At 55.4% G+C, this 21,208-nt stretch carries 20 protein-coding genes, 3 tRNA genes and 1 pseudogene; 12 read left to right on the top strand and 12 right to left on the bottom strand.

What is annotated here, in order from left to right:
• From RMR24_RS04535 to RMR24_RS04560, 6 genes and pseudogenes are all read right to left on the bottom strand, one after another.
• Positions 1-86: pseudogene (locus tag RMR24_RS04535) on the bottom strand (50S ribosomal protein L25); the annotation flags it as partial.
• Between the two features lie 107 nt (positions 87-193).
• The gene (locus RMR24_RS04540) at positions 194-1,171 is read right to left on the bottom strand and encodes a ribose-phosphate pyrophosphokinase (RefSeq protein ID WP_104801821.1); all 978 of its coding nucleotides are present in this window, start codon (positions 1,169-1,171) and stop codon (positions 194-196) included.
• A gap of 102 nt (positions 1,172-1,273) precedes the next feature.
• Positions 1,274-1,350, bottom strand: a tRNA-Gln gene (locus RMR24_RS04545).
• A 32-nt stretch (positions 1,351-1,382) separates the two neighbouring features.
• Positions 1,383-2,228 (bottom strand): 4-(cytidine 5'-diphospho)-2-C-methyl-D-erythritol kinase, encoded by an 846-nt coding sequence (gene ispE / locus RMR24_RS04550; RefSeq protein ID WP_310613901.1) that lies wholly within the window; start codon positions 2,226-2,228, stop codon positions 1,383-1,385.
• 3 nt (positions 2,229-2,231) lie between these two features.
• On the bottom strand, positions 2,232-2,699 hold the full coding sequence (locus RMR24_RS04555) for a lipoprotein insertase outer membrane protein LolB (RefSeq protein WP_310613902.1): 468 nt from the start codon (positions 2,697-2,699) through the stop codon (positions 2,232-2,234).
• Positions 2,700-2,729: 30 nt separating this feature from the next.
• Positions 2,730-4,373, bottom strand: a complete 1,644-nt coding sequence (locus RMR24_RS04560; protein WP_310613903.1) for a tetratricopeptide repeat protein — start codon at positions 4,371-4,373, stop codon at positions 2,730-2,732.
• A gap of 40 nt (positions 4,374-4,413) precedes the next feature.
• On the opposite strand from RMR24_RS04560, the gene mutM reads away from it, so the two are divergent.
• Positions 4,414-5,229, top strand: a complete 816-nt coding sequence (gene mutM, locus RMR24_RS04565) for a bifunctional DNA-formamidopyrimidine glycosylase/DNA-(apurinic or apyrimidinic site) lyase (RefSeq protein ID WP_310613904.1) — start codon at positions 4,414-4,416, stop codon at positions 5,227-5,229.
• Positions 5,226-6,272, top strand: coding sequence for an A/G-specific adenine glycosylase (gene mutY / locus RMR24_RS04570; protein WP_310613905.1), 1,047 nt, complete (start codon positions 5,226-5,228; stop codon positions 6,270-6,272). The genes mutM and mutY overlap by 4 nt, the downstream gene beginning before the upstream one ends.
• Here the strand turns inward: mutY and rapZ are convergent.
• From rapZ to RMR24_RS04585, 3 genes are read right to left on the bottom strand one after another with little or no spacing between them, the layout of a single operon-like run.
• Positions 6,269-7,147 (bottom strand): RNase adapter RapZ, encoded by an 879-nt coding sequence (gene rapZ / locus RMR24_RS04575; RefSeq protein WP_310613906.1) that lies wholly within the window; start codon positions 7,145-7,147, stop codon positions 6,269-6,271. The genes mutY and rapZ overlap by 4 nt on opposite strands.
• Positions 7,144-8,817 carry a DNA repair protein RecN gene (gene recN, locus RMR24_RS04580; RefSeq protein ID WP_310613907.1) on the bottom strand — a complete coding sequence of 558 codons (1,674 nt, stop codon included), beginning with the start codon at positions 8,815-8,817 and terminating at the stop codon, positions 7,144-7,146. The genes rapZ and recN overlap by 4 nt, the downstream gene beginning before the upstream one ends.
• Positions 8,814-9,710 carry an NAD kinase gene (locus RMR24_RS04585; RefSeq protein WP_310613908.1) on the bottom strand — a complete coding sequence of 299 codons (897 nt, stop codon included), beginning with the start codon at positions 9,708-9,710 and terminating at the stop codon, positions 8,814-8,816. The genes recN and RMR24_RS04585 overlap by 4 nt, the downstream gene beginning before the upstream one ends.
• Before the next feature lie 39 nt (positions 9,711-9,749).
• Here RMR24_RS04585 and hrcA point away from each other — a divergent pair, with 39 nt between their 5' ends.
• On the top strand, positions 9,750-10,751 hold the full coding sequence (hrcA, locus tag RMR24_RS04590) for a heat-inducible transcriptional repressor HrcA (RefSeq protein WP_310613909.1): 1,002 nt from the start codon (positions 9,750-9,752) through the stop codon (positions 10,749-10,751).
• Positions 10,752-10,779: 28 nt separating this feature from the next.
• Here hrcA and RMR24_RS04595 read toward each other — a convergent pair whose 3' ends face one another.
• From RMR24_RS04595 to RMR24_RS04605, 3 genes are read right to left on the bottom strand one after another with little or no spacing between them, the layout of a single operon-like run.
• A complete protein-coding gene (locus RMR24_RS04595; RefSeq protein ID WP_310613910.1) occupies positions 10,780-11,721 on the bottom strand; it encodes a DMT family transporter in 942 nt (313 codons plus the stop codon).
• A 43-nt stretch (positions 11,722-11,764) separates the two neighbouring features.
• The gene (locus RMR24_RS04600; RefSeq protein ID WP_310613911.1) at positions 11,765-12,328 is read right to left on the bottom strand and encodes a hypothetical protein; all 564 of its coding nucleotides are present in this window, start codon (positions 12,326-12,328) and stop codon (positions 11,765-11,767) included.
• Between the two features lie 55 nt (positions 12,329-12,383).
• Positions 12,384-14,234, bottom strand: a complete 1,851-nt coding sequence (locus tag RMR24_RS04605) for a kelch repeat-containing protein (RefSeq protein ID WP_310613912.1) — start codon at positions 14,232-14,234, stop codon at positions 12,384-12,386.
• A gap of 118 nt (positions 14,235-14,352) precedes the next feature.
• Here RMR24_RS04605 and RMR24_RS04610 point away from each other — a divergent pair.
• The 9 genes from RMR24_RS04610 (at position 14,353) to RMR24_RS04650 (ending at position 21,208) form a co-directional block, all read left to right on the top strand.
• Positions 14,353-14,429, top strand: a tRNA-Ile gene (locus tag RMR24_RS04610).
• A gap of 147 nt (positions 14,430-14,576) precedes the next feature.
• Complete coding sequence (locus tag RMR24_RS04615; RefSeq protein WP_310613913.1) at positions 14,577-16,115, top strand: Rieske 2Fe-2S domain-containing protein; 1,539 nt, start codon at positions 14,577-14,579, stop codon at positions 16,113-16,115.
• Positions 16,112-17,077: a PDR/VanB family oxidoreductase gene (locus tag RMR24_RS04620; protein WP_310613914.1), complete on the top strand. Its 966-nt coding sequence runs from the start codon at positions 16,112-16,114 to the stop codon at positions 17,075-17,077. Before RMR24_RS04615 ends, RMR24_RS04620 begins: the two co-directional genes overlap by 4 nt.
• Positions 17,078-17,096: 19 nt before the next feature.
• Complete coding sequence (locus RMR24_RS04625; protein ID WP_310613915.1) at positions 17,097-17,930, top strand: class II aldolase/adducin family protein; 834 nt, start codon at positions 17,097-17,099, stop codon at positions 17,928-17,930.
• Positions 17,931-17,959: 29 nt separating this feature from the next.
• Positions 17,960-18,637, top strand: coding sequence for a GntR family transcriptional regulator (locus RMR24_RS04630; RefSeq protein WP_310613916.1), 678 nt, complete (start codon positions 17,960-17,962; stop codon positions 18,635-18,637).
• Position 18,638: 1 nt separating this feature from the next.
• Positions 18,639-19,208 (top strand): hypothetical protein, encoded by a 570-nt coding sequence (locus RMR24_RS04635; RefSeq protein WP_310613917.1) that lies wholly within the window; start codon positions 18,639-18,641, stop codon positions 19,206-19,208.
• 12 nt (positions 19,209-19,220) lie between these two features.
• Complete coding sequence (locus RMR24_RS04640; protein WP_310613918.1) at positions 19,221-20,576, top strand: SAF domain-containing protein; 1,356 nt, start codon at positions 19,221-19,223, stop codon at positions 20,574-20,576.
• A 33-nt stretch (positions 20,577-20,609) separates the two neighbouring features.
• Positions 20,610-20,686 (top strand) — tRNA-Arg (locus RMR24_RS04645).
• Positions 20,687-20,770: 84 nt separating this feature from the next.
• Entirely contained in the window at positions 20,771-21,208 is a 438-nt protein-coding gene (locus tag RMR24_RS04650) for a glycine zipper family protein (RefSeq protein ID WP_310613919.1), read from the top strand.

The raw sequence follows: 21,208 nt of genomic DNA on the forward strand, positions 1-21,208 counted from the left end.
ACGATGCCAGGTGTACGGCCAGTGATACGCAGACGGCGGCTCGCACCCGTTCCCTGCTTAGCGCGCTCAAAAGCGACAAATTTCATAATTAACTCCAGTAAGAACCCACCGCGACCAGTGTGGCTCCAGTTTCAAAAATAGGCTGCACAAAGGCAGCCCGGGGTCGATGTTCGACGACTTGGACGTTGTTCTGTTAGAACAATTGGTCTTGGTCGGAGAACAAACTCATGACCGACTCGCCGCTGGCAATGCGTTGAATCGTCTCGGCGATCAACGGAGCCACGGTGAGTTGGCGAATCTTTTTGCAGGCGCGGCCGGCTTCGCTCAAAGGAATGGTGTTGGTCACCACAACTTCGTCGAGGGCATCGCCTTTGGCAATGCGTTCAATCGCAGGGCCGGAGAAGATGGGGTGTGTGCAGTAGGCGTAAACCTTCTTGGCACCACGAGTTTTCAGAACTTCAGCAGCTTTGACCAAAGTACCTGCGGTGTCGATCATGTCGTCCATGATCACGCAGTTGCGGCCTTCGATGTCGCCAATGACGTTCATCACTTCAGACACGTTGGCCTTGGGGCGGCGCTTGTCGATGATGGCCAAATCGCAACCAAGCTGCTTGGCCAAAGCGCGTGCACGCACTACGCCACCCACATCGGGGGATACCACGATCAGGTCTTCGTAGTTCTTGGTGCGCAAGTCGCCCAACAACACGGGAGACGCGTAAATGTTGTCGACTGGAATGTCGAAGAAGCCTTGAATTTGGTCAGCGTGCAAGTCCATGGTCAACACGCGAGCCACGCCTGCGGTTTGCAGCAAATCGGCCACCAGCTTGGCGGAGATTGGCACACGGCTTGAACGTGGGCGACGGTCTTGACGGGCGTAGCCGAAGTAAGGAATGACCGCGCTGATGCGTTCTGCTGAGGCGCGCTTTAAGGCGTCCACCATGATCAGCAGTTCCATCAAGCTCTCGTTGGTGGGGGCGCAAGTGCTTTGCACCACGAACACATCGCGGGCACGCACGTTTTGGTTGATTTCGACGGTGACTTCGCCGTCAGAGAAGCGGCCCACATGTGCTGCACCAACTTCGATGCCGAGGTGGGTTGCAATTTCGGCAGCCAAGGTTGGATTGGCGTTGCCGGTAAAGACCATGAAGTCGGGGGTGTGGTTCGACATGATGACGTATGACTTTCGCTTCAAGACCAATGACGCATGAGTCGTCACTTGCAAACCAAGCACTGATGTGCTTTTGAAATTAAGCACTTTGTGCTTTGAAACATTTGGCAGGGGAAGAAGGACTCGAACCTTCGCATGCTGGAATCAAAATCCAGTGCCTTAACCAACTTGGCGACTCCCCTACACAGGTCAACAGCTTTGCAGCTGTTCACCGTTAACTTTCACTGGCTGCCCACCCCGCTTGTGGATGAACTGCCATATTGCTGCATGTTCGCATTTGCCAGTTGTGTGGGGCTGAGTCAATCAGCACACCATCTGGTAACTTGGCAAACACTGCGCTGCCAGAACCGGTCATGCGTGGGCTTAATCCTAAAGAGCCTAGCCACTGAAGGGCTTCGGTAATCTCTGGGCACAGCGCCTGAGCGACTGGCTGCAAATCGTTACGACCAAAACCGTAATGATTAACAGCGAAGACCGGCATTGTAGCAGTTTCTGTGGCGCGTTGCAGCTCTGGAGAACGAAAAATTTTCGCAGTCTCCAACCCCGCATTGGGTTTGATCACGGCAAAGCGTGCCGCGGGCAAATCAACAGGCGTGATTTTTTCGCCAATGCCTTCGATCCAAGCGTTGTGGCCACCCAGAAAAAACGGCACATCCGCGCCCAAAGCCAAGCCCAGAGGCATGAGTTTAGACAGCGGCCAGTTCAGGCCCCACAAGCGGTTAAGGGCTAGCAAGGTGGTGGCGGCATCTGAGGAGCCGCCGCCCATGCCGGCTTGTGCGGGGATGTGTTTTTCAATGGCCATGTGCGCACCTAGGTGCGTGCCGCTGGCGCGTTTTAGCGACTGCGCCGCTCGCATGACCAAGTCATCGGCAGGCAGGGCAATAGTGAGGTCTTCGCGCTCAATCACGCCGTCGTCGCGCAAATCAAAGTGCAAGGTGTCGCACCAGTCAATCAGCATGAAGACCGATTGCAGCAAGTGGTAGCCATCGTCGCGCCTGCCTGTGATGTGCAAAAACAGGTTGAGCTTGGCAGGGGCTAAGACGTTGTGTAGCGAACGCATGGTTTACTGGTCGAGTTTGATGCGCAATGTCACTTCGGGGGCCGGTGCTGTGCGGCGTGCTGTGAGCAGGCCTTGAGACACGGCTGACAAATCAGCTAGCCAGCCGGAGGCTTGCACATCGCGACCTTGCAGCCAGCCAAAGATCGCATCCACGGGCAGTGCTGCGCCCGTAGCTTTTTCGGTCAGCTCGGACAGCGATTTGAAGTGTTGGTGCTTGCCACCGTCGCTGAGTTGCACCCACTGCGGCGTCCATTGCAAAGCACCAAGGGTGGTGCCCAGGGGGGAGTACAAATCAAGCTCGCCATGTTTGGCGTCGCCACGCAGCAAAAAGCTAGCGCTCATCGACGTTGGGTTGTCGCCTTGTACGTTTACGCTGATGCGGCCTTGCCATTCTGGGCTGTTTGGTTGCGCAGCGCTCAAAGGTTTACCCGTGCCGCTAGGCGTGGCACAGCCAGCCAGTATGGCGCCCATCAGCAGTGCAAGCCACCAAACGCGCATCGGTTACAGCGCAGGCTTGAGGCGTTGCAAAGTTTCTTGCAAGGTCTCGTTGTTAGGGGCGGTGTCTAGGCCTTCACGCCAAATTTTGATGGCTTCATCTGGGCGCTTCATCTTCCACAGCACTTCGCCTAGGTGGGCGGCAATCTCTGCATCAGCGCGGTCTTTGTAGGCCTTTTGCAAATAGCTGAGCGCTGAGCCTAAGTTGCCCAAACGAAACTCTACCCAACCCAAGCTGTCGGTGATGAACGGGTCGTCGGGTGCAAACGTCAAAGCTTTGACGATGAGTTGCTTGGCTTCTGGCAAACGCATGTTGCGGTCTGCCAGCGAGAAACCCAAGGCGTTGTATGCGTTGTAGTAGCTAGGGTTTTGCGCGATGACTTTGCGCAACAGCTTTTCCATCTCGTCGAGTTGGTTAAGCTTTTCGGCCAACATGGCTTGCTCGTAAATCAGGTCGGTGTTGTCGCCGTTGTTTGCCGCCAGCAAATCAAAAGCGGCTTGCCATTGGCGGTGCTCGCGCAAGAGTTGCACTTCGGCCAGCACGCGGCTGCGTTGCTCTTCGGCATTGCTGGCGGGAATTTGGTGAATCAGTTCACGGGCTTGGCCCATCTTGCCTTGGCGAGCCAGCAGGGCTGCGCGACGTGTTTGTGCTTGGTTTAGGCCACGTGTGCTGGTGTCGGTTGGCGTTGCGTTGGCTAGGACAACGTATCGGGACAGCGAGGCTTCGGCCTCTTTGTCTTGGCCTTGCTCAAATTGCAGCGAGCCCAGCACCAACCATGCATCGGCCAGCTTGGGGTCTTTGCGTGTGATGGCCTGCAGTTGTTCGGTGGCTTCTGGGTAGCGCTCTAGTTCAATGAGCACGCGCACATAACTCATGGCCATTTCTGTGCTGTCTTGTTTGCGCAGGCCTTGTTGCACCAAGGCCTCAGCCGCTGACACTTTTTTGCCCATCAGCTCCATGGCCAGTAACACTGGGCCTTGCGCCTTGTTATCGGCAGCTTGGGCTTTCTTTGAGGCTTCAAGTGCGCCGGCTATGTCATCGCTGGCTAATCGCATGCGGCCTAAGCTGGTCCAAGCAATAGCGCCGGTGGTGTTGTTCTTTGTTAGGTAAGGTTCAAGCGCTTGCTGCACCACGGTGGTGGCCCGTTTCTTATCGGTCACGCGTGCGTAGTGGCGGGGAATGAGGTTGATGGCAGTGTCGCGTTCAATGTCTGGCGCGAGGGCGATTTCTTTTTTGAGTGGCTCCAAGCTCTCGGCCACTTGGTTGAGGGCCAGCAAAATTTGCAGCACTTGGCTGTTGGCTTTGCGGTCTTGCGGCCAGGCTTGCGACCATGCACGTGCGGCCATCAACGCGCCGTCACCTGAGCGGGCTTGCAGAGCAATTTCTACCGCGCGGTCATACAGCACCACATCGTTGGATTTGCGGGCGGCATCGAGCAAGAGCGAAAACCCAGCAGCAGGCTCGCCTTGGCGCAGATTCATCTCGCCCAGCAAAATCTCGTAAAGCAACTCGCCGCTCATGCTTGAGTTTTCTACCTTGTCGGTGTCGCTGGCTTGTGCGCTAGCCGAGGGGGGTAGGGCGCAAGATGCGGCCGTGATGAGCGCAAGGCGCAAGGCCCAAAGACGTGCAGCAGACAAGGGGAATTTCATGTTCGCATCATAATCGCTGACTCATTTTCCTTGCCCATACATGCCTGAATTACCCGAAGTTGAAGTGACCCGTCTGAGCTTTGCCGACCGCATTGCTGGCGCACGCGTGACGGGGGTGCGTTTGGGCAAGCCCCTGCGCTGGGCGTTGGGCTACGAGCCAGATGCATTGATTGGCCGTCAGGTGTTGGGCGTGCGTAGACGTGGCAAGTATTTACTGGTCGATTTGGACGATGGCTTGTTGTTGTGGCACTTGGGCATGTCGGGCAGCTTGTTGTTTGGCAATGACCGCAGTGCCCCACAAGCCCATGACCATTTCGATTTAGACACCACCCAGGGCCTGTTGCGCCTCAACGACCCACGCCGCTTTGGTGCAGTGGTATTTGCGCCCAGCGAGCAAAGCGCCGAGGCGGTTAAGTTGCTGGGTCATTTAGGCGTGGAGCCTTTGAACGGTGGCTTCGCGCTGGACGCTTTTCACCAAGGTTTGCGCAAACGCAAAACTGCCATCAAGCAAGTTCTGCTGGGCGGCGAGCTGGTGGTGGGCGTGGGCAATATTTATGCCTCTGAAGCCTTGTTTTTGGCGGGCATTCGACCCACCACGCGTGCAGCGAACATCAGCCGACCCCGCGCTGAAAAGCTGCGCTTGGCCGTGATTGATGTGCTGACCCGTGCAGTGAAAAAAGGAGGCAGCACTTTGCGCGATTTTTCTGCTGCCGATGGCAAGAACGGCTACTTTCAACTCGAAGCCCACGTGTATGACCGCGCGGGCGAGCCTTGCCGCATGTGTGGCACGACCATTCGTCGCATTCAGCAAGGTCAGCGTTCGACCTACTTTTGCCCCACATGTCAAAAACCATGACAGCGAAAAAGAGCTTTGGCGACACCGTCGTGGCCTGGCAAAAAAAGCACGGCCGTCATGATCTGCCGTGGCAAAACACGCAAGACCCTTATGCCGTGTGGCTGTCTGAAATCATGTTGCAGCAAACACAAGTGGTCACGGTGCGCGAGTACTTTGCGCGTTTCATGGCGCGTTTCCCCACCGTGGCTGATTTGGCTGCTGCGCATCAAGACGAAGTGCTGGGTCTGTGGAGTGGTTTGGGCTACTACAGCCGAGCCCGCAACATGCACCGCGCAGCGCAAGATGTGGTGGCTTTGCACAGAGGCGTGTTTCCGCACAGCTCTGCTGCCTTGCAAACCTTGCCTGGCATTGGCCGATCCACCGCTGCTGCCGTGGCCTCGCTGTGCTTTGGCGAGTCGATTGCGATTTTGGATGGCAACGTCAAGCGCGTGCTCACACGCTATTTGGGGTTCAAGGGAGATTTGGCGTCATCGAAGGTAGAGAAAGAACTTTGGGCCATTGCCCAGACCATGCTGCCCCAGCGAGATGTGACGAATGCCATGCCGCGTTACACCCAAGGCGTGATGGATTTGGGTGCCACCGTGTGCACGCCCAAAAAACCGCAATGCGCGCAATGCCCAGTGGCGGATGCTTGTGTGGCAAAGACCGAGGGGAAGCCCGAAAATTATCCGGTGAAAACACGCAAACTCAAACGCACTTCTGAGCAGCTGTGGCTGTTGCACGCCATCACGCGCAGCGGCGATGTGTGGCTGATGCAGCGTCCTCAAACCGGTGTGTGGGCGGGTTTGTATTGCTTGCCTGTGTTTGAAAGTTTTGATGCCATGCTGGCAGCTTTGCCTGCTAAGTACCACTCTCAATTACAAGAGGGCGGTGTGTTCAAGCATGTGCTGACGCACAAAGATTTGCACTTGCATCCGGTAGAGCTGAAATTGCCTACTTCTTTGAAGCCAGGCGCTGCGATAGGTGAAGGGCAGTGGGTGGCGCAAGCTGATTGGCCCACTTTGGGATTGCCAGCGCCCATTCGTAAATTGTTAATGGCTTAAGGTGCGACGTCTAGCTCGCGGTGACGCTTGAGCGTGACCCACTCTTGTGCAAAGCGCTTCGAGAGCAACTCCACCAAATACACCGAGCGGTGTTGGCCACCTGTGCAACCAATGGCCACTGTCACATAGCTGCGATGGTCTTGGTTGAGGTCCGGCAGCCAGGTGTTCATGAAGTCGGTGATTTGACTGGCCATTTTTTCTACCGCACCGTGCTCGGCTAACCAGTCGGCCACAGGCGCATCGCGTCCGGTCAGTGGGCGCAAGGCGGGCTCGTAGTGCGGGTTGGGTAGCATGCGTACGTCAAACACATAGTCGGCGTGCACGGGAATGCCGCGTTTGAAGGCGAAAGATTCAAACATCAAGGTCAGCTGGGTGGCCGGCGCCGAGATGAGCGACTTGATGTAGCCCTGCAACTTGCTGCTACGCAACAAGCTGGTGTCGATGATGTGGGATTCTTCGCGCAACTCAGACAGCAGCTCGCGTTCAAGCTCAATCGCTTCAACCAAATCGCGTTGTTGGTCGCGAATTACGTCTTGTCCGTCTTGGCGCGACAACGGGTGGCGGCGGCGCGTTTCTGAGAAACGATGCACCAAAATTTCGGTGGTGGCATCTAAAAATAGCAACCGCACATCCACATCCATGGTGCGCAAATGGGCCAACTGTGCAGGCACCAAGGGTAGGGAGCTGGCACTGCGCACATCCATCGCAATGGCCACTTTGCTGATGCTTTGCTGTTGTTCCAATTGCACAAAAGGCAGCAGCAATTCAGGTGGTAAGTTGTCCACGCAGTAGTAGCCTGCGTCTTCCAGCGCGTTCAAGGCCACGGACTTGCCTGAGCCCGACATGCCTGTAATCAGCACCAATTCTTGTTTCATTTCGTGCCAGTCTTTGCAGAGTTTTGGAGCATTTCGCGCGCGTGGGCGAGGGTGGTGTCTGACACCTTTTCGCCGCCCAGCATGCGCGCAATTTCGTTCACACGTGCATCGGCACTCAGTGCATTTACTTGACTCGACGTGCCTTGCTCATCGGTGTGTTTAGACACCACCAAGTGGTGGTCGGCGCACGCGGCGACTTGCGGCAAGTGCGTCACAGCGAGCACTTGGCGGTCAATGCCGAGTTGCTTCATCAAGCGGCCCACGGTTTCGGCCACAGCGCCGCCCACGCCTGAGTCGACCTCGTCAAAGATGAGGGTTTGCGCCGTGCCCAGCTCGCTGGTGGTCACAGCAATGGCCAAGGCAATGCGCGACAGCTCGCCGCCCGACGCTACCTTGCCCACGGGTCGCGGTGTGCTGCCGGGGTGGCCCGCCACCAAGAAGGTAATGCTCTCTAGGCCGCTGGCCGTGGCTTGTTCGGTTTTGTCTAGCTGCACCTCAAAGCGTCCGCCTTGCATGCCTAAGCCTTGCATGGCTTGGGTGATGGCTTTGGCCAGCATGGGCGCAGCTTGCGTGCGAGCCTGAGAGACTTTGCGGGCTTCGGTTTGGTAGAACGCCGCAGCTTTGGTTTCAGTGGCTTCCAACGCATTGAGGTCAGTCGCAGCATCGAGTTGCGTCAAACGGGCTTTCCACTCAAAGTACAAAGCTGGCAGCTCTTGTGGCGTGCGCTTGAAGCGACGTGCCAAAGACATCCACAGCGACATGCGGTCGTCCAGCGTTTGTAGGCGTGCAGGGTCAAGTTCTGTGCGACCAAGGTAGGCATTGAGCGAGTGCGCCACATCGCCCGCTTGCGCGAGGCTAGAAGCCAGCACATCCACCAGCGCGGTGAATTCGGGCTCGACATCGGTTTGGTCTTGTAGCGCGTCTTGGGCTTTGGCGAGCAGGCGCAGCGCGCCGTTGTCGTCGTCTTCTAGCGCATGGATGGCGGCTTGCGCGGCATCCATCAAAGCTTGCGCGTTGGACAGGCGGGTGTGCTGGCTATTCAGTTCGTCCCACTCGCCTTCGGCAGGACTCAGCTTGTCGACTTCTGCAACTTGCCACAGCAAGCGTTCTCGCTCTTCTTGCAGGGTGGCTTGCGCGGTGCGCGCTTCGTGCAGGGCTTGGGTGGCTTGACGCCATTGCGTCCATGTTTGGGTCAGACCTTGCAGCGTCACGCCCGCATAGGCGTCGAGCAAGCCGCGCACCGCCTCGGGGCGGGTCAGGCTTTGCCAAGCGTGTTGGCCGTGAATGTCTAACACCATGTCGCCCAAGGCGCGCAGCTGGGTGGCGGTGGCGGGGCTGCCATTGATCCACGCGCGGCTTTTGCCTTGGGCGTCAATGGTGCGTCTGAGCAGCAGATGGTCATCGGCGGCGATATCGGCAAAGCCTTCTTCGTCCAACCATTTCAATATGTATGGTGTGGTGTCAAATTCGGCGCAAATTTCAGCACGGGCCGCGCCTTCGCGCACCACGCTGCTTTCAGCTCGGGCGCCCAGCACCAATTGGAGGGCGTCTATCAAGATCGATTTGCCAGCACCCGTCTCGCCGGTGAGCGCCGAAAAGCCGCTCGACAAATCGAGGTCCAGTTCTCGCACGATCACAAAATCGCGCAAAACGATGTGCTGCAAACTCATGCCACGCCCTCGTTCCAATGCAGCTTTTGACGCAAGGTGTCGTAATAGCTCCAGCCGCGTGGGTGCAAAAAGGTGGCGTGGTAGTTTGAGCGCTTGACGGTGATCCGGTCACCAATGAGCAACGAAGCCAGTGACTGCATGTCAAAGTTGGCGCTGGCATCACGCCCCGCCACCAGGTCAATCGTGATCTCACCTGTATCCGCCAACACGATGGGACGGTTTGAAAGGGTGTGCGGCGCAATGGGGGTCAGCACCCAAGCCGGCAAAGAGGGGTGCAACAAGGGGCCACCCACAGACAGCGAGTAAGCCGTGGAGCCTGTGGGCGTGGCAATGATCAAACCGTCAGCACGTTGATTCGCCACAAAGCGGCCATCGATGGCCACGCGCACTTCCAGCATGCCTGACGTTGCACCGCGGTTGACCACCACATCGTTCAATGCCAAGGCATTGAACACACAATGCCCGTCGCGCCAGACTTTGGCGCGCATCAAGGCGCGGTGATCTTCTTCATACTCCCCGGCCAGCATGGCTGTGAGGGTGTTTTTCACTTCGTTTAAGGGAATGTCTGTGATGAAACCCAAGCGTCCTTGGTTGATGCCAATCAAAGGCACCTTGTGCGATGCGAGTTGGCGGGCATAGCCCAGCATGGTGCCGTCGCCACCCAGCACAATGGCCAAGTCACACGAAGTGCCAATTTCTTCAATGCCCATCACGGTGTAGCCGCTGAGGCCGGAGCCAGCTGCTGTGTCATGCTCTAGGATGACTTCACAGCCCAGCGTGTGCAAAAACTGCGCAATTTCCTCTAGGGTTTTGCGGGAGGATGGGTTAGCGCTTGAACCCGAGTTCAAGTGGTATTTCCCAAGCAAGGCAATCTGACGAAACTTAGATTTCATAGGCAAATTACATCACTAAAATCCGACAACAGGATGACCATGCTAGACGATCGCGCCAAGTTATTGCTCAAAGCGCTGGTAGAGCGCTATATCGCTGACGGGCAACCCGTCGGCTCGCGCACGTTGTCTCGCGCCACCGGCATTGAGCTGTCGCCCGCCACCATCCGAAATGTGATGTCTGACTTGGAAGAGCTGGGCTTGATTGCCAGCCCGCACACCTCGGCGGGCCGTATCCCCACCGCGCTGGGCTACCGCTTGTTTGTAGACACCATGCTGACCGCCGAGCGCAGCCACATGCAAACCCCCATCTTGGCACCTGATCAGCCGCAAAAAGTGATTGCGAATGCAGCGCTGTTGTTGTCTGACTTGTCGCACTTTGTGGGCGTGGTCATTGCACCCAAGCGCAGCTCGGTGTTTCGCCATATTGAGTTTCTGCGCTTGTCTGATCGCCGTTTGTTGGTCATCATCGTCTCGCCCGAAGGAGACGTTCAAAACCGCGTGCTGTTTACCGAGACCGATTACTCGGCATCTCAGCTGGTGGAAGCCTCGAACTACTTGAACCATCATTTCGCAGGCATGGCCATTGAGCAGGTGCGTGAAAAGCTGCTGGCCGAGGTGGAGTCGCTGCGCGGTGAAATTGCCTCACTCATGCAAGCGGCGGTGCAGGTGAGTACCGAAGCGCTGACGCAAGTGCAAGACGACGTGGTCATCAGCGGCGAGCGCAATTTGTTGTCGGTCAGTGATTTTTCCAGCGATATGGGTAACCTGCGCCGCGCCTTTGACTTGTTTGAGCAAAAAGCGCAGCTGGTGCGTTTGCTCGACAGCTCAGCACAGGCCGAAGGTGTGCGCATCTACATCGGTGGCGAAAGCAAAATTGTGCCCATGGAAGAGCTGTCAGTGGTCAGTGCACCTTATGAGGTGGATGGCTTGGTTGTGGGCACGTTGGGTGTGATTGGCCCCACACGCATGGCCTATGACCGCATGATTCAAATTGTGGACATCACGTCTAAGTTGGTGAGCAACGCGCTCAGCCACAAATAGTCTTAGAGACTAAGAGTAAGGCGGTGCTTCAAGGTTTTGGCAGGCGCACACCAAACAAAATACCGCTAGTCACAAGCGCCAAACCTGCCAAGAGGTTGTGGCTCATCGGTTCATTCAAAAACACCACGGCACCCAACGCCGACAAACCAGGTACCAAGGCGGTGATCATGGTGGAGCGCACGGGGCCATAGTGGCGAATCATCACGTTGAAGGTGATGCCAGAAATAACGACTGAACCCACGCCTTGGTACACAGCTTGAAACAGCATTTCGCTGGCTGGCGCTGAGCCAAGGTGCGTGGGCATCCAGCCTGCATAAGCAGCCAAGGCATACAGGGGCACAAAGCTCACGCAAGCAAATGCGGTGATGGCGATGGTGGCACGCACGGGGTCAAGCGCGTGGCGGCGCACCAGCACGCTGTAGCAGGCCCAGCTAAATGCGGCGCACATGAACATCACATCACCCTTCCAAACCTCGCCACCGTCAAATGCTTTGAGCAAGCTCGCGCCACCCACGAATAAGTCGCCCAACACAATGCATGCCAAACCTATGGCGCGTGCACGCGTGATGTGTTCATGCAATAAAACGATGGCCAACAGCGATGTCCACAGCGGCAAGCTGCCTGGCATCAACACCGAGGCGTGTGCGGCAGGTGCAAAGAAAAAGCCTGAATAAGCCAGCATGGCGTAAAGCACACTGCCAAAGAAACCGGCCAAAGCGGTGATGCGCAAGGGCAGGGGGGATAAGCTCATCAGCGAGCCGACTGGCTCACCCAGCTTATTTTTTGAGCGCACAAGCCACCAGCCCCAAGGCAGCAATACGCAGCTTGCGCCGATGATGCGCAGAAAACTAATGTCGAGTGGCAGAAGGCTGTGCGACGCAGACGCACGGGCTACCACGATGAACGATGACCAAATGAGCACCGTCAAAACGGCACAAGTGAGCCCGAGGGCTCTGGGGGAGAGTTTCATGCGAGGGATGATAAATCCCTCGCCGACTTAAACCTGAAGTGGTTTAGAAATTGAAGCCGACCAAAACTGCTGCTGCGCTTTGTTTGAACTTGCCTGTTGAGCCAGCGTTGTTGTTTTCAGCGTTGCGTTGAGTCCATTCGGCTTGAATGAAATTTTGACCATAAACGTAATGCTTAATGCCAAGTCCAAAGCTGGTTCCGTTCAGGTTGCGACTTGCATTTGCGCCAGATTCAAAACGGGTGTTGTAGGTGCCCAATTTTCCGTAGAGCAAAGAATTGCTAAGTAACAAAACTCCAGGTTCAACCGTCAATTCAGTTGGTACGCTGGTTGAAAGATTTTCGGTGCTATTGATTTGAGAATTGCGCATATCAAATGTAGCGCTCACACCAAGTTTCATTGGGTAAGCCAAGGCGAACGTGTAATTCAATTTACTTTGGCCAATGCTTGTGTTGCGTGATGTTGAATTAGTCAAGTCTTTGGTGTTGTTTTGAGCAACGCCCAAGCTCAAATTGAAGCCTTCGTAATAGGCATAGCTCGGCTTTTGTGGTTGTGCCAGAACTAATGAACCCGTCATAAGCAGTCCGATTGAAATGAGAAGTTTTTTCATGTGAAGCCCTTTGTAGTGGTGAACGGTGAAATAGAAGTTATGAAAAAGATGAGACTTAAGGTGTCCAAATTTCTGTGGTGTTAGAGACTGTGCCTGTCACTCCATAGTAGGTGCCCAGCACCAAAACATTGCCATTGCTCATCAAAGTGGAGGTGTGCATGGCGCGGGCCAATGTGAGTTCTTTGTTGCCCGAGGTCGACCATGTGGGAGTAGTTCCATTGGTAAACAGCTCGGTGCTCATCAGCGTGGTTGAGGTTGAATTGTTGTAGCCCCCGATGACTAAGACCTTATCACTTGCAGGAAGATAAATGCTGGTGTGCAGTGCTCGCGCAGTAGACATGCTGGGGGTTGTTGTGCTCCAACTGGTACTTGCTATTTGAGCAGCTGTCAAAGCACCGCTGAAGTCTAATATTTCAACTTTATTTGTGCCAGCATCGTAGCCACCTGTCACCAGCAACTGGTTTGAATTGCCTATAAGTGTCGCAGCATGAGAGTAGCGTCCATACGTTAGGACAGGGCCATCTGTCCATGCTCCAGTCGTTGAGTCAGGTGTGTATATCTCGCTTGAGCGTGAAGACACCACGTTCACAAAACTACCCACTGTCGAGAGTGATCCATCGCTGTTGTTTCGGCCCACTACCAACACATGACCTGTTGGCAGCAATGTTGCGGTGTGCCCTTGACGTGAAAGACGTAGCGATGCTGCAGAGGAAAATGTGCCGGCTGTTGGGTCAAACAGTTCCACAACCGTGCTGCTAACGCCACCAGCACTCACGCTGCCGCCCACAATCAATACTTTGTCGTTCTTCAGTAAGGTGCTGGTATGCCAGCGTCGTGCTTGTATCAGCGTGCCTGTCGTGTTGGTCCACACGCCTGTGGCTGGGTCATAGGTTTCAGCCTTGTTGAGTGCCGTGGTGGCTGCTGTGCCGTCATACCCACCTGTGATCAGAACACGTCCATCGCGCAACAGCGTCGCTGCATGTCCGCGGCGTGCTGTTTTCATATCCCCTGTGCGACTCCATTTGTTGGTGACGGGGTCATAAAGCTCGACGGTTTGCTCAACGGCCCCTGCACCGTTGATGCCGCCCGCGACCATGATCATGCCGTTTGGCAAGGACGTGGTCGTGAAGTCGCTGCGTGCAATGTTTAACAAGCTGCCGGTCGAGAATTTGGTAGGGCCAGACACCACCAGAATGGTGCCGCTGGTGGCGCTTTCGCAATTAGAGGCAGACGGAATGACGCGCGTGTCTGTGTAACAAACTTTGAGCTTGTAAGTCGTGTCGATAGTGGGTGTGTGGACCACTGCCGTACCAGAGGTCGCTGCAATGGCCGCCGTGGCATCGTCATTCACCAAGATCACACTAGAGTTCATAGTCAGTCCGGCAGGTACTGAGAATGTGGGCGTGATTTGAATAGCCGTACCCGTGGTGACTGTGCCTGTTCGCGAAGTCGACAAACTTAGACTGGCGGCTAAGCTGGGCGGTGAAACAACCGTGACCGCCAGAGCCGCAGTGCCAGTGAGCATAGACGCTCGAACCGTGGTGGGGTCTTGGTATGTCACCGAGAGGGTGTAGGTGGTGGTTTGCGACGGATTCACCGACATTGGTGTGCCAGCCACGACAGGTTGGCTGTGACTGACGTTAGAGCTGTCTATCCAATTCAATACACCGTTGCCGTAATTGAACTGTGGCAACAACATGGCGGTATTGCCCGGGTAAACCGAACCTCCTGCGTCGGAGCGTGTCAATGTGATTGAAGGTAAGGCAGTCACACCGCCCGAAGCACTGCTTCCACCGCCACCCCCTCCGCCGCACGCTACGAGCAAGCAAAGGCTGCCAGCCATTAGCAAATGGCGTGGCCAGCGAATGATGTGGCTCTTGAGAGAGCTGAGAATCTCGAAGGTCATGGGTGTGATTCAGAAACAGGCTGGACGCTGAAATTAGCGTCCTACACAGATGTTTCGGCTTCACCCCTCAATACTTGAATGTCTCCAAGCCGCTGGAATTACAATTCCAAGTTCGGTTGGGACGTTAGCTCAGTTGGTTAGAGCAGAGGACTCATAATCCTTTGGTCCACGGTTCAAGTCCGTGACGTCCTACCATTTACAAAGCCACTTTTAGAGTGGCTTTTTTGTTTCCTAAAAAGGGTTATCCCTATTTAAATGACATAAATTCCCCTTTATTCTCTGTATACAGAATACGGAGTCCAGGTTATGGGCGCCACTTTTTTCGCTTTCAAAGGCAAATCAATGAATACTCGCGACAAAACCTCTCCCGTACAAGACGAATCAGAGAAAAAGCTCGTTCCCTTCGGCGGCTACTACGCTAACCGTGTGCCGGGCCATGACCCCGAGCTCACCGAATGCGGGCCTGGCACGCCGCTGGGTGAGTACATGCGTCGTTTTTGGCATCCTGTGTGCATGTCGATGGAGCTCACCGATACGCCGCGATTCCTCAAAATTTTGGGTGAGGAGTTGGTGGCATTTCGCGACGGCGCCGGCCGTATTGGCTTGTTGCACGCGCACTGTGTGCACCGCGGTGCCTCGCTGGAGTACGGCAAGATTGAGCACAACGGCATCTCGTGCTGCTACCACGGCATGGTGTTTGACATTGACGGCACCTGCCTGAGGGTGCCTTTTCCCCAAGGCGAAGAAGAAGAGGGCGAGCGTTACCGTTGCTCCATCCGTCAAGGTGCCTACAAAGCGTTTGAGCGCCATGGTTTGGTGTTTGCTTATATGGGGCCGCCAGACCAAGAGCCGCCCTTTCCTGAATGGGAATCCAATTTCACGGTGGCCGAAGGCGACGAGTTGGTGCCCTACAGCAACTTCCAGCACTGCAACTGGTTGCAGGTGCAAGACAACTCGGCTGACAACTACCACACCATGGCTTTGCATGCCAAGCGCCAAGTGACCGGTGAGCACTACCAAGGCACCACGTTTGACGAAGTGGGCGCAGCCTCGATGGAGGTGCCACCCGATATGCACTTCATGCCTGTGCATCAAGGTCGAGGTTTGGCTGCGGCGGGTGCGCGCCGTGCGGATGATGGTCACATGTTCATCCGTGTGCAGCACCAAGTGTTGCCCAACTTCAGCCTGCATGCCTACACCTCAGAAGACGGCAAAAAGAAAAAGCTCTTCAGCCGCTTTCACATGATTCGTTGGACCGTGCCCGTGGACGATCAAAACAGCAAGATGATGGGTTGGCGCGTGATGGGTCCTGGCATTGACACGCGTGGCGTGGGTGACAAGGGCATGGTGGGCTATGAGACGATTGACTTCTTAGAAGGTCAAGTGTCGATGCGCCGGCCTGAGCGCTTTGGTCAGTACGAACTCAAAGACATGCCGCCGATCCACACCGATCACCGCACACGCGCTAACTACAAAGATTGCCAATATGCGCCCGGCGACTACGAGGCCATCATCAGCCAGCGGCCGATTGCTGTGCACGCCTTAGAAAACCCCACCAAGTTTGACGCGGGCCTTTACATGTTCCGCAAGTTGTTGCGTGATGCAGTGCGCGGTTCCAACCCCAACGCGGGGCCTGAACAATTCGCGCAATGGTTGCGCGATTGCGCAGGCCAGCCCAACAGCTATTGCTCTGGCAACGTTTTCGAATTGCCCGTGGGTCGCACCACCGAGGAAGAGGTCACGCTGCGTCGCCTGTTGGCCAAGCAGGTGGTGGCGATCATCACTGAAGCAGACAAGCTCCAAGGTAAGGAGCGCGCAGAGTTTGTTCAAACCAAAATGGAAGCTTTGCAACAAGACGTGCTGGCCAAGCGCAACGCATGAGTGATGCGTTGATGACCCAAAAGCTCATGGTGCAGGCCATTCGTTGGCAAGCCAAAGGCGTTTGCTCTTACGAGTTGGCAGACCCACTTGGTCATGCGCTTGCGCCGGTTGAAGCGGGTGCGCATGTGGATGTGCATTTGCCAGGTGGGCTGGTGCGGTCTTACTCACTGGCTGGCGACCCAAATGACACCTCGAACTGGTTGTTGGGTGTGCTGCGAGAACCCAAGAGCCAAGGCGGTTCATCCGCCATGCATGACCAGGTCCGTGTGGGTGATGTGTTGGACGTGGGGCCAGTGCGCAACGCCTTTGCGCTGGCAGATCAAGCCAAACACACGGTGCTGTTGGCTGGCGGTATTGGCATCACGCCGCTCAAGGCGATGGCGCATAGCTTGGCTGCATCCGGCGCTTCTTTCGAGCTCCACTACTGTGCCCGCAGTGCCAGTCATGTGGCATTTGCCAAAGATTTAGAAGCCATCGTCCCTGCGGGGCACTTGCACTTCCACTTCGATGAGGGCGAGCCCAGCAAAGGCCTAGACATTCAAGCTTTGCTGAAAGACCACGCCTCAGGCACGCATGTTTACTATTGCGGTCCCGCGGGTTTCATGTCGGCTTGCGCTGAGGCCAGTGCCCATTGGCCACAAGAGGCGGTGCATTGCGAGCATTTCAAAGCCCCCGAGTCAGCCCCGCGCGACCTGCCGGATGGCGCTTTTGAGGTGTTCTTGGTCAAGAGCGGCGTCACCGTGCAAGTGGGACCGGATCAAACCATCGTGCGTGCCATTGAGTTGACAGGGCGACGAGTCCCCACCTCGTGTTTGTCGGGCTTGTGTGGTGCATGCAAAGTCAGCTACGTCGACGGTGACGTTGACCACCGTGACTACATACTGAACGACGACGAGCGGTCGCATTGCCTCACCGTTTGTGTGTCGCGGGCTAAGGGTAAAAGCTTGTCGTTGGATTTGTAATTTTTATCAGGAGATATCTATGTTGGATAAAGTCAAAACACCTCAGATGAATGTGCAAAAAAAGTCAATTTACGACCCAACTCAAAGTGGACTCATTTATCCCGAAATGCCCACGTTTGATAACTTTGAGGCGGAGCGCTTGCACCGCAAGCAACGCCTCGTGGCTGCTTGCAGAGCATTTGCGTTAGAGGGCTTTGATTACGGTTTTGCTGGTCACTTGACGATTCGTGACCCTGAGCATCCAGAGCTCTATTGGACCAACCCCATGTGTGTGCATTTCGCACAAGTGAAGGTGTCCAACCTCATCTTGGCAGACCACAAGGGGCATGTGGTGGAAGGTCGACACGCCATTAACAGAGCTGGTTTTGTGTTGCATGCGGCGGTGCACGAGGCCCATCCAGACATTATTTCGATGTGCCATGCGCACACTGTGTATGGCACTGCATTTGCTGCGTTGGGCCGTCCGCTGGAGCCGATCTCACAAGATGCCGCTGCGTTCTTCGAAGACCATATCGTGATCAAAGATGAAGCGGGACAAGTGGCCGTCGAAGAAAAGGCGGGCTTGGCGGTGTGTGATTGGTTCAAGGGCGTGAAAGCTGCCATCCATCAAAACCATGGCTTGTTAACGGCCAGTCGACACAGCATCGAAGCCGCTGCATTTTGGTTCATTGCGCTTGAGCGTTGCTGCCGTCAGCAAATGCTGGTGGAGGCTTCTGGCCATAAGCCTGTGCTTGTGGCTCCTGATCGTGCACGCTACAGCCGTGAGCACGTAGGCTCTGAGTACATTGGGTGGTTGCATTTCCAGCCGATATACGAGCACCTCGTTGCCACTCAGCCGGATATGTTTGCCTGAGTTGCATGCACTCGAAAAATGGAGTTTCAATGAGTTTGGCCAAGATTCCCAACCGTACTGACTATGTGGATGAAGTCTACAAATCGTTGTTGGACGCCATCAGCGCCGGAATACTTGCACCTGGTGAACGGATCACGCAAGAAGACTTGGCCGAGAAACTAAACGTATCGCGTTCGCCTGTTTTGCAGGCCCTGCGTTTGTTGAAAAAGGACGGTTTGCTCGAAGAGGCGCCAGGCCGAGGCTTGGTTGTGACGCAGCTAGATCCCACCAGTTTTGGACACCTCTATCAAGTGCGTGGCTCCTTGGATGGTTTGGCTGCACGCCTTGCCGCTACAAGACAAGCCAAAATTCCACTGTCCTTGATTGAGGACGGGCGCAAAGCTTCTGCAGGCCATGACGTGAACGCCTTGATTGACGCGGACACCGCATTTCATAAGGCCATTTATGAGGCGTCTGGTAACCCCTTCATTGTTGAATCGGCCATGCTTCATTGGATTCATCTGCGCCGAGTGATGGGGGCTGTGCATCAGCACCAATCTGGACGCAGTGGCATTTGGGATGAACATGCTGCGATTGTCCAAGCCATACACGATGGCAATGCAGAGTTGGCGGCAGCGTTGTCTGAAAAACACACCGATTTGGCAAGAGAGTCACTGATGCTGAATTTGTCCGACAACGACAAGGTGCCAGCGCGCATGAAGGCCTGATATGAATTTACAGGCCGATTCGCTTCAGCTCACCCTAGACCAACCGCACGACGTGTCTAAATACCCGCGTGCTTGGTATCTGCTGATCGGTTTGTGTTGTCTGCCCAGTGCTTTTTCGTTGCTGTTGGTGGAGCCCGCGAGCGCGTATTGGAATTCCAAACATTTAGGCGACGCGGACTTTGCGGCATTGGTTGTTCTGCTGGTCGGATCATTTTCACTGGCCAAAGCATTGAGCAGTGACATGCTCAAGGTTTGCGCGATCACGATCGCGAAGGATGGTCTGTTTTTGACTTGGAGCCACATTCCGCAAATTTTCGGTGGTGGTGTGAACAGAGAACGACATTTGCTGTGGGACGAGATCGAGGCCTTGACTTGGATTGAAGGCGAGAGTGATTTAGATTTGAAACAGTATTTAAAAATCGAATTCAAAGAAGAAATCGAGATTCGAAAAATGGCCTTGAAGGTATTGGTAAGTGACGATCAAAATGAACAGCGCTGCAAAAAGATCATGAGTCTTTTGCCCAGCAGCCTTACCCAGCCTGAGTGGCTCAAGAGTTACAAAAAAGATTGATTGGAGACCTAAATGTCGATGTTCAAAAAGCTCAAAGCACGCGCTGCTGAAGGCCGCCCAGTTCGCGTGGCAGTGATTGGTGTGGGTAAATTCGGTTCGATGTATTTGTCTCAGGCGCCGCGCACGCCGGGCATTCATGTGGTGGCTGTGGCTGATCTGTCGCCCGACCGTGCCCGTGGTTCCCTGGTTCGCGTCGATTGGGATTCTCATCGACTGGCTGCAACATCGCTGGCGCAGGCCGCCAAAGATGGCAGTACTTTTATTACCGATGACGCGCCTTCGGTCATTGCCAGTGACTTTGTCGACATCGTGATCGATGCCACGGGTAGCCCTTCAGCTGGCATTGCACATGCGCTGCTGTGCTGCGAGCATCGCAAACACATCATCATGGTCAATGTGGAGGCTGATGTGTTGGCGGGGCCGCTACTCGCGCGTCGCGCCAAAGAGGCGGGCATTATTTACTCGATGGCGTCGGGGGACCAGCCTGCACTGATTGCCGAAATGGTGGACTGGGCAAGAACGATTGGTATGGATGTGGTGTGTGCTGGCAAAGGCACCAAATACCTGCCGACTTATCACCAAAGCACGCCTGACACGGTCTGGGGACACTATGGTTTCAGTGCTGAACAAGTTGCCGGTGGAGACTTCAACGCCCAGATGTTCAACAGTTTCTTAGACGGCACCAAGTCAGCGCTTGAAATGGCCGCAGTATCAAATGCTTGCGAACTCAGCCCTCCGAAAGATGGTTTGTATTTCCCCCCTTGCGGCGTCGATGATCTGCCGCATATTTTGCGCCCCCAAGCAGAGGGCGGCATCTTGATGCAAAAGGGAACGGTGGAAGTGGTGTCATCTGTTGAGCGCGATGGGCGCCCCGTGTTTCGCGATCTTCGTTGGGGTGTCTATGCCGTGTTTGAGGCGCCTAGCAAATATGTGATGGACTGTTTTCAGCAGTACGGACTCAAAACAGATTCAACGGGCAAATATGCCGCCATGTACAAGCCCTATCACCTGATTGGTCTTGAGCTCGGTATTTCTGTTGCCAGCATTGCTGTGCGCCACGAAGCAACGGGTGCTACAGGAGAGTGGTGCGGCGATGTGGCCGCCACAGCCAAGCGATTGCTCAAGCAGGGCGAGAAACTGGATGGCGAGGGCGGCTTCACCGTTTATGGCAAGCTGATGCAAACGGCTGATTCACTGCGCATGAAAGCATTGCCCATTGGGCTGGCACACAACATGGTGCTCAAGCGAGACATTGCTGAGGGTGCAGTCGTCACTTGGGATGACGTGGACTATGACGCAAGCAAACAGGCTGTGGCTTTCCGCCGCGAGCAGGAAGATATCTTTCGCAGGGAAATGACGGTGGTCTAGTAAATTACTGTGATATACTTTCGGTTTTCCAGAGCGGCTGTAGCTCAGCTGGATAGAGTACTTGGCTACGAACCAAGGGGTCGTGGGTTCGATTCCTGCCAGCCGCACCAAATTGAACAAGGGTTTACATCTTCGGATGTAAACCCTTTTTCTTTTGTGGCGTTCAATTGTCTTCGCACCCTAAAATTCTCTTTATGAAAAATCGTTTGACTTCTTTGTCTCTTGCCATCGCTGCGGCTTTATTGGTGAGTGGTTGCGCAACGCCAGTTGCCAAGCCCGCCTTCTATCCCAATATGCATTACCAACAAGTTGGGCCAGCCCAAGCGCAAGCTGATGCACAGATGTGCGCGAGCATGGCTCAACAGTCAGAGGTTGGCGCTGTCAACAAAATTGACGCGGGCCGCGCCGCCGCCGCAGGGGCCGCAGGCGTGGGCACTGCGGGTGTGGTGGGCTCATTGCTTAGCGGTCATAAACCTGACTTGCGCAACATTGCAGCAGGTGCTGCCGCCATCGGTGCGGGTGGGGCTGCTGCCACGGCGGCAGGTCAGTCAGTGGGCGGCAGCAGCTTGTACCGTCAGTTTGTGCACCAATGCTTGGCTGAGCGCGGCTACCAAGTCATTGGCTGGCACTGA

Origin of the sequence: Limnohabitans sp., from assembly GCF_031539105.1 — a bacterium.
Classification (GTDB): Bacteria; Pseudomonadota; Gammaproteobacteria; order Burkholderiales; family Burkholderiaceae_C; genus Limnohabitans.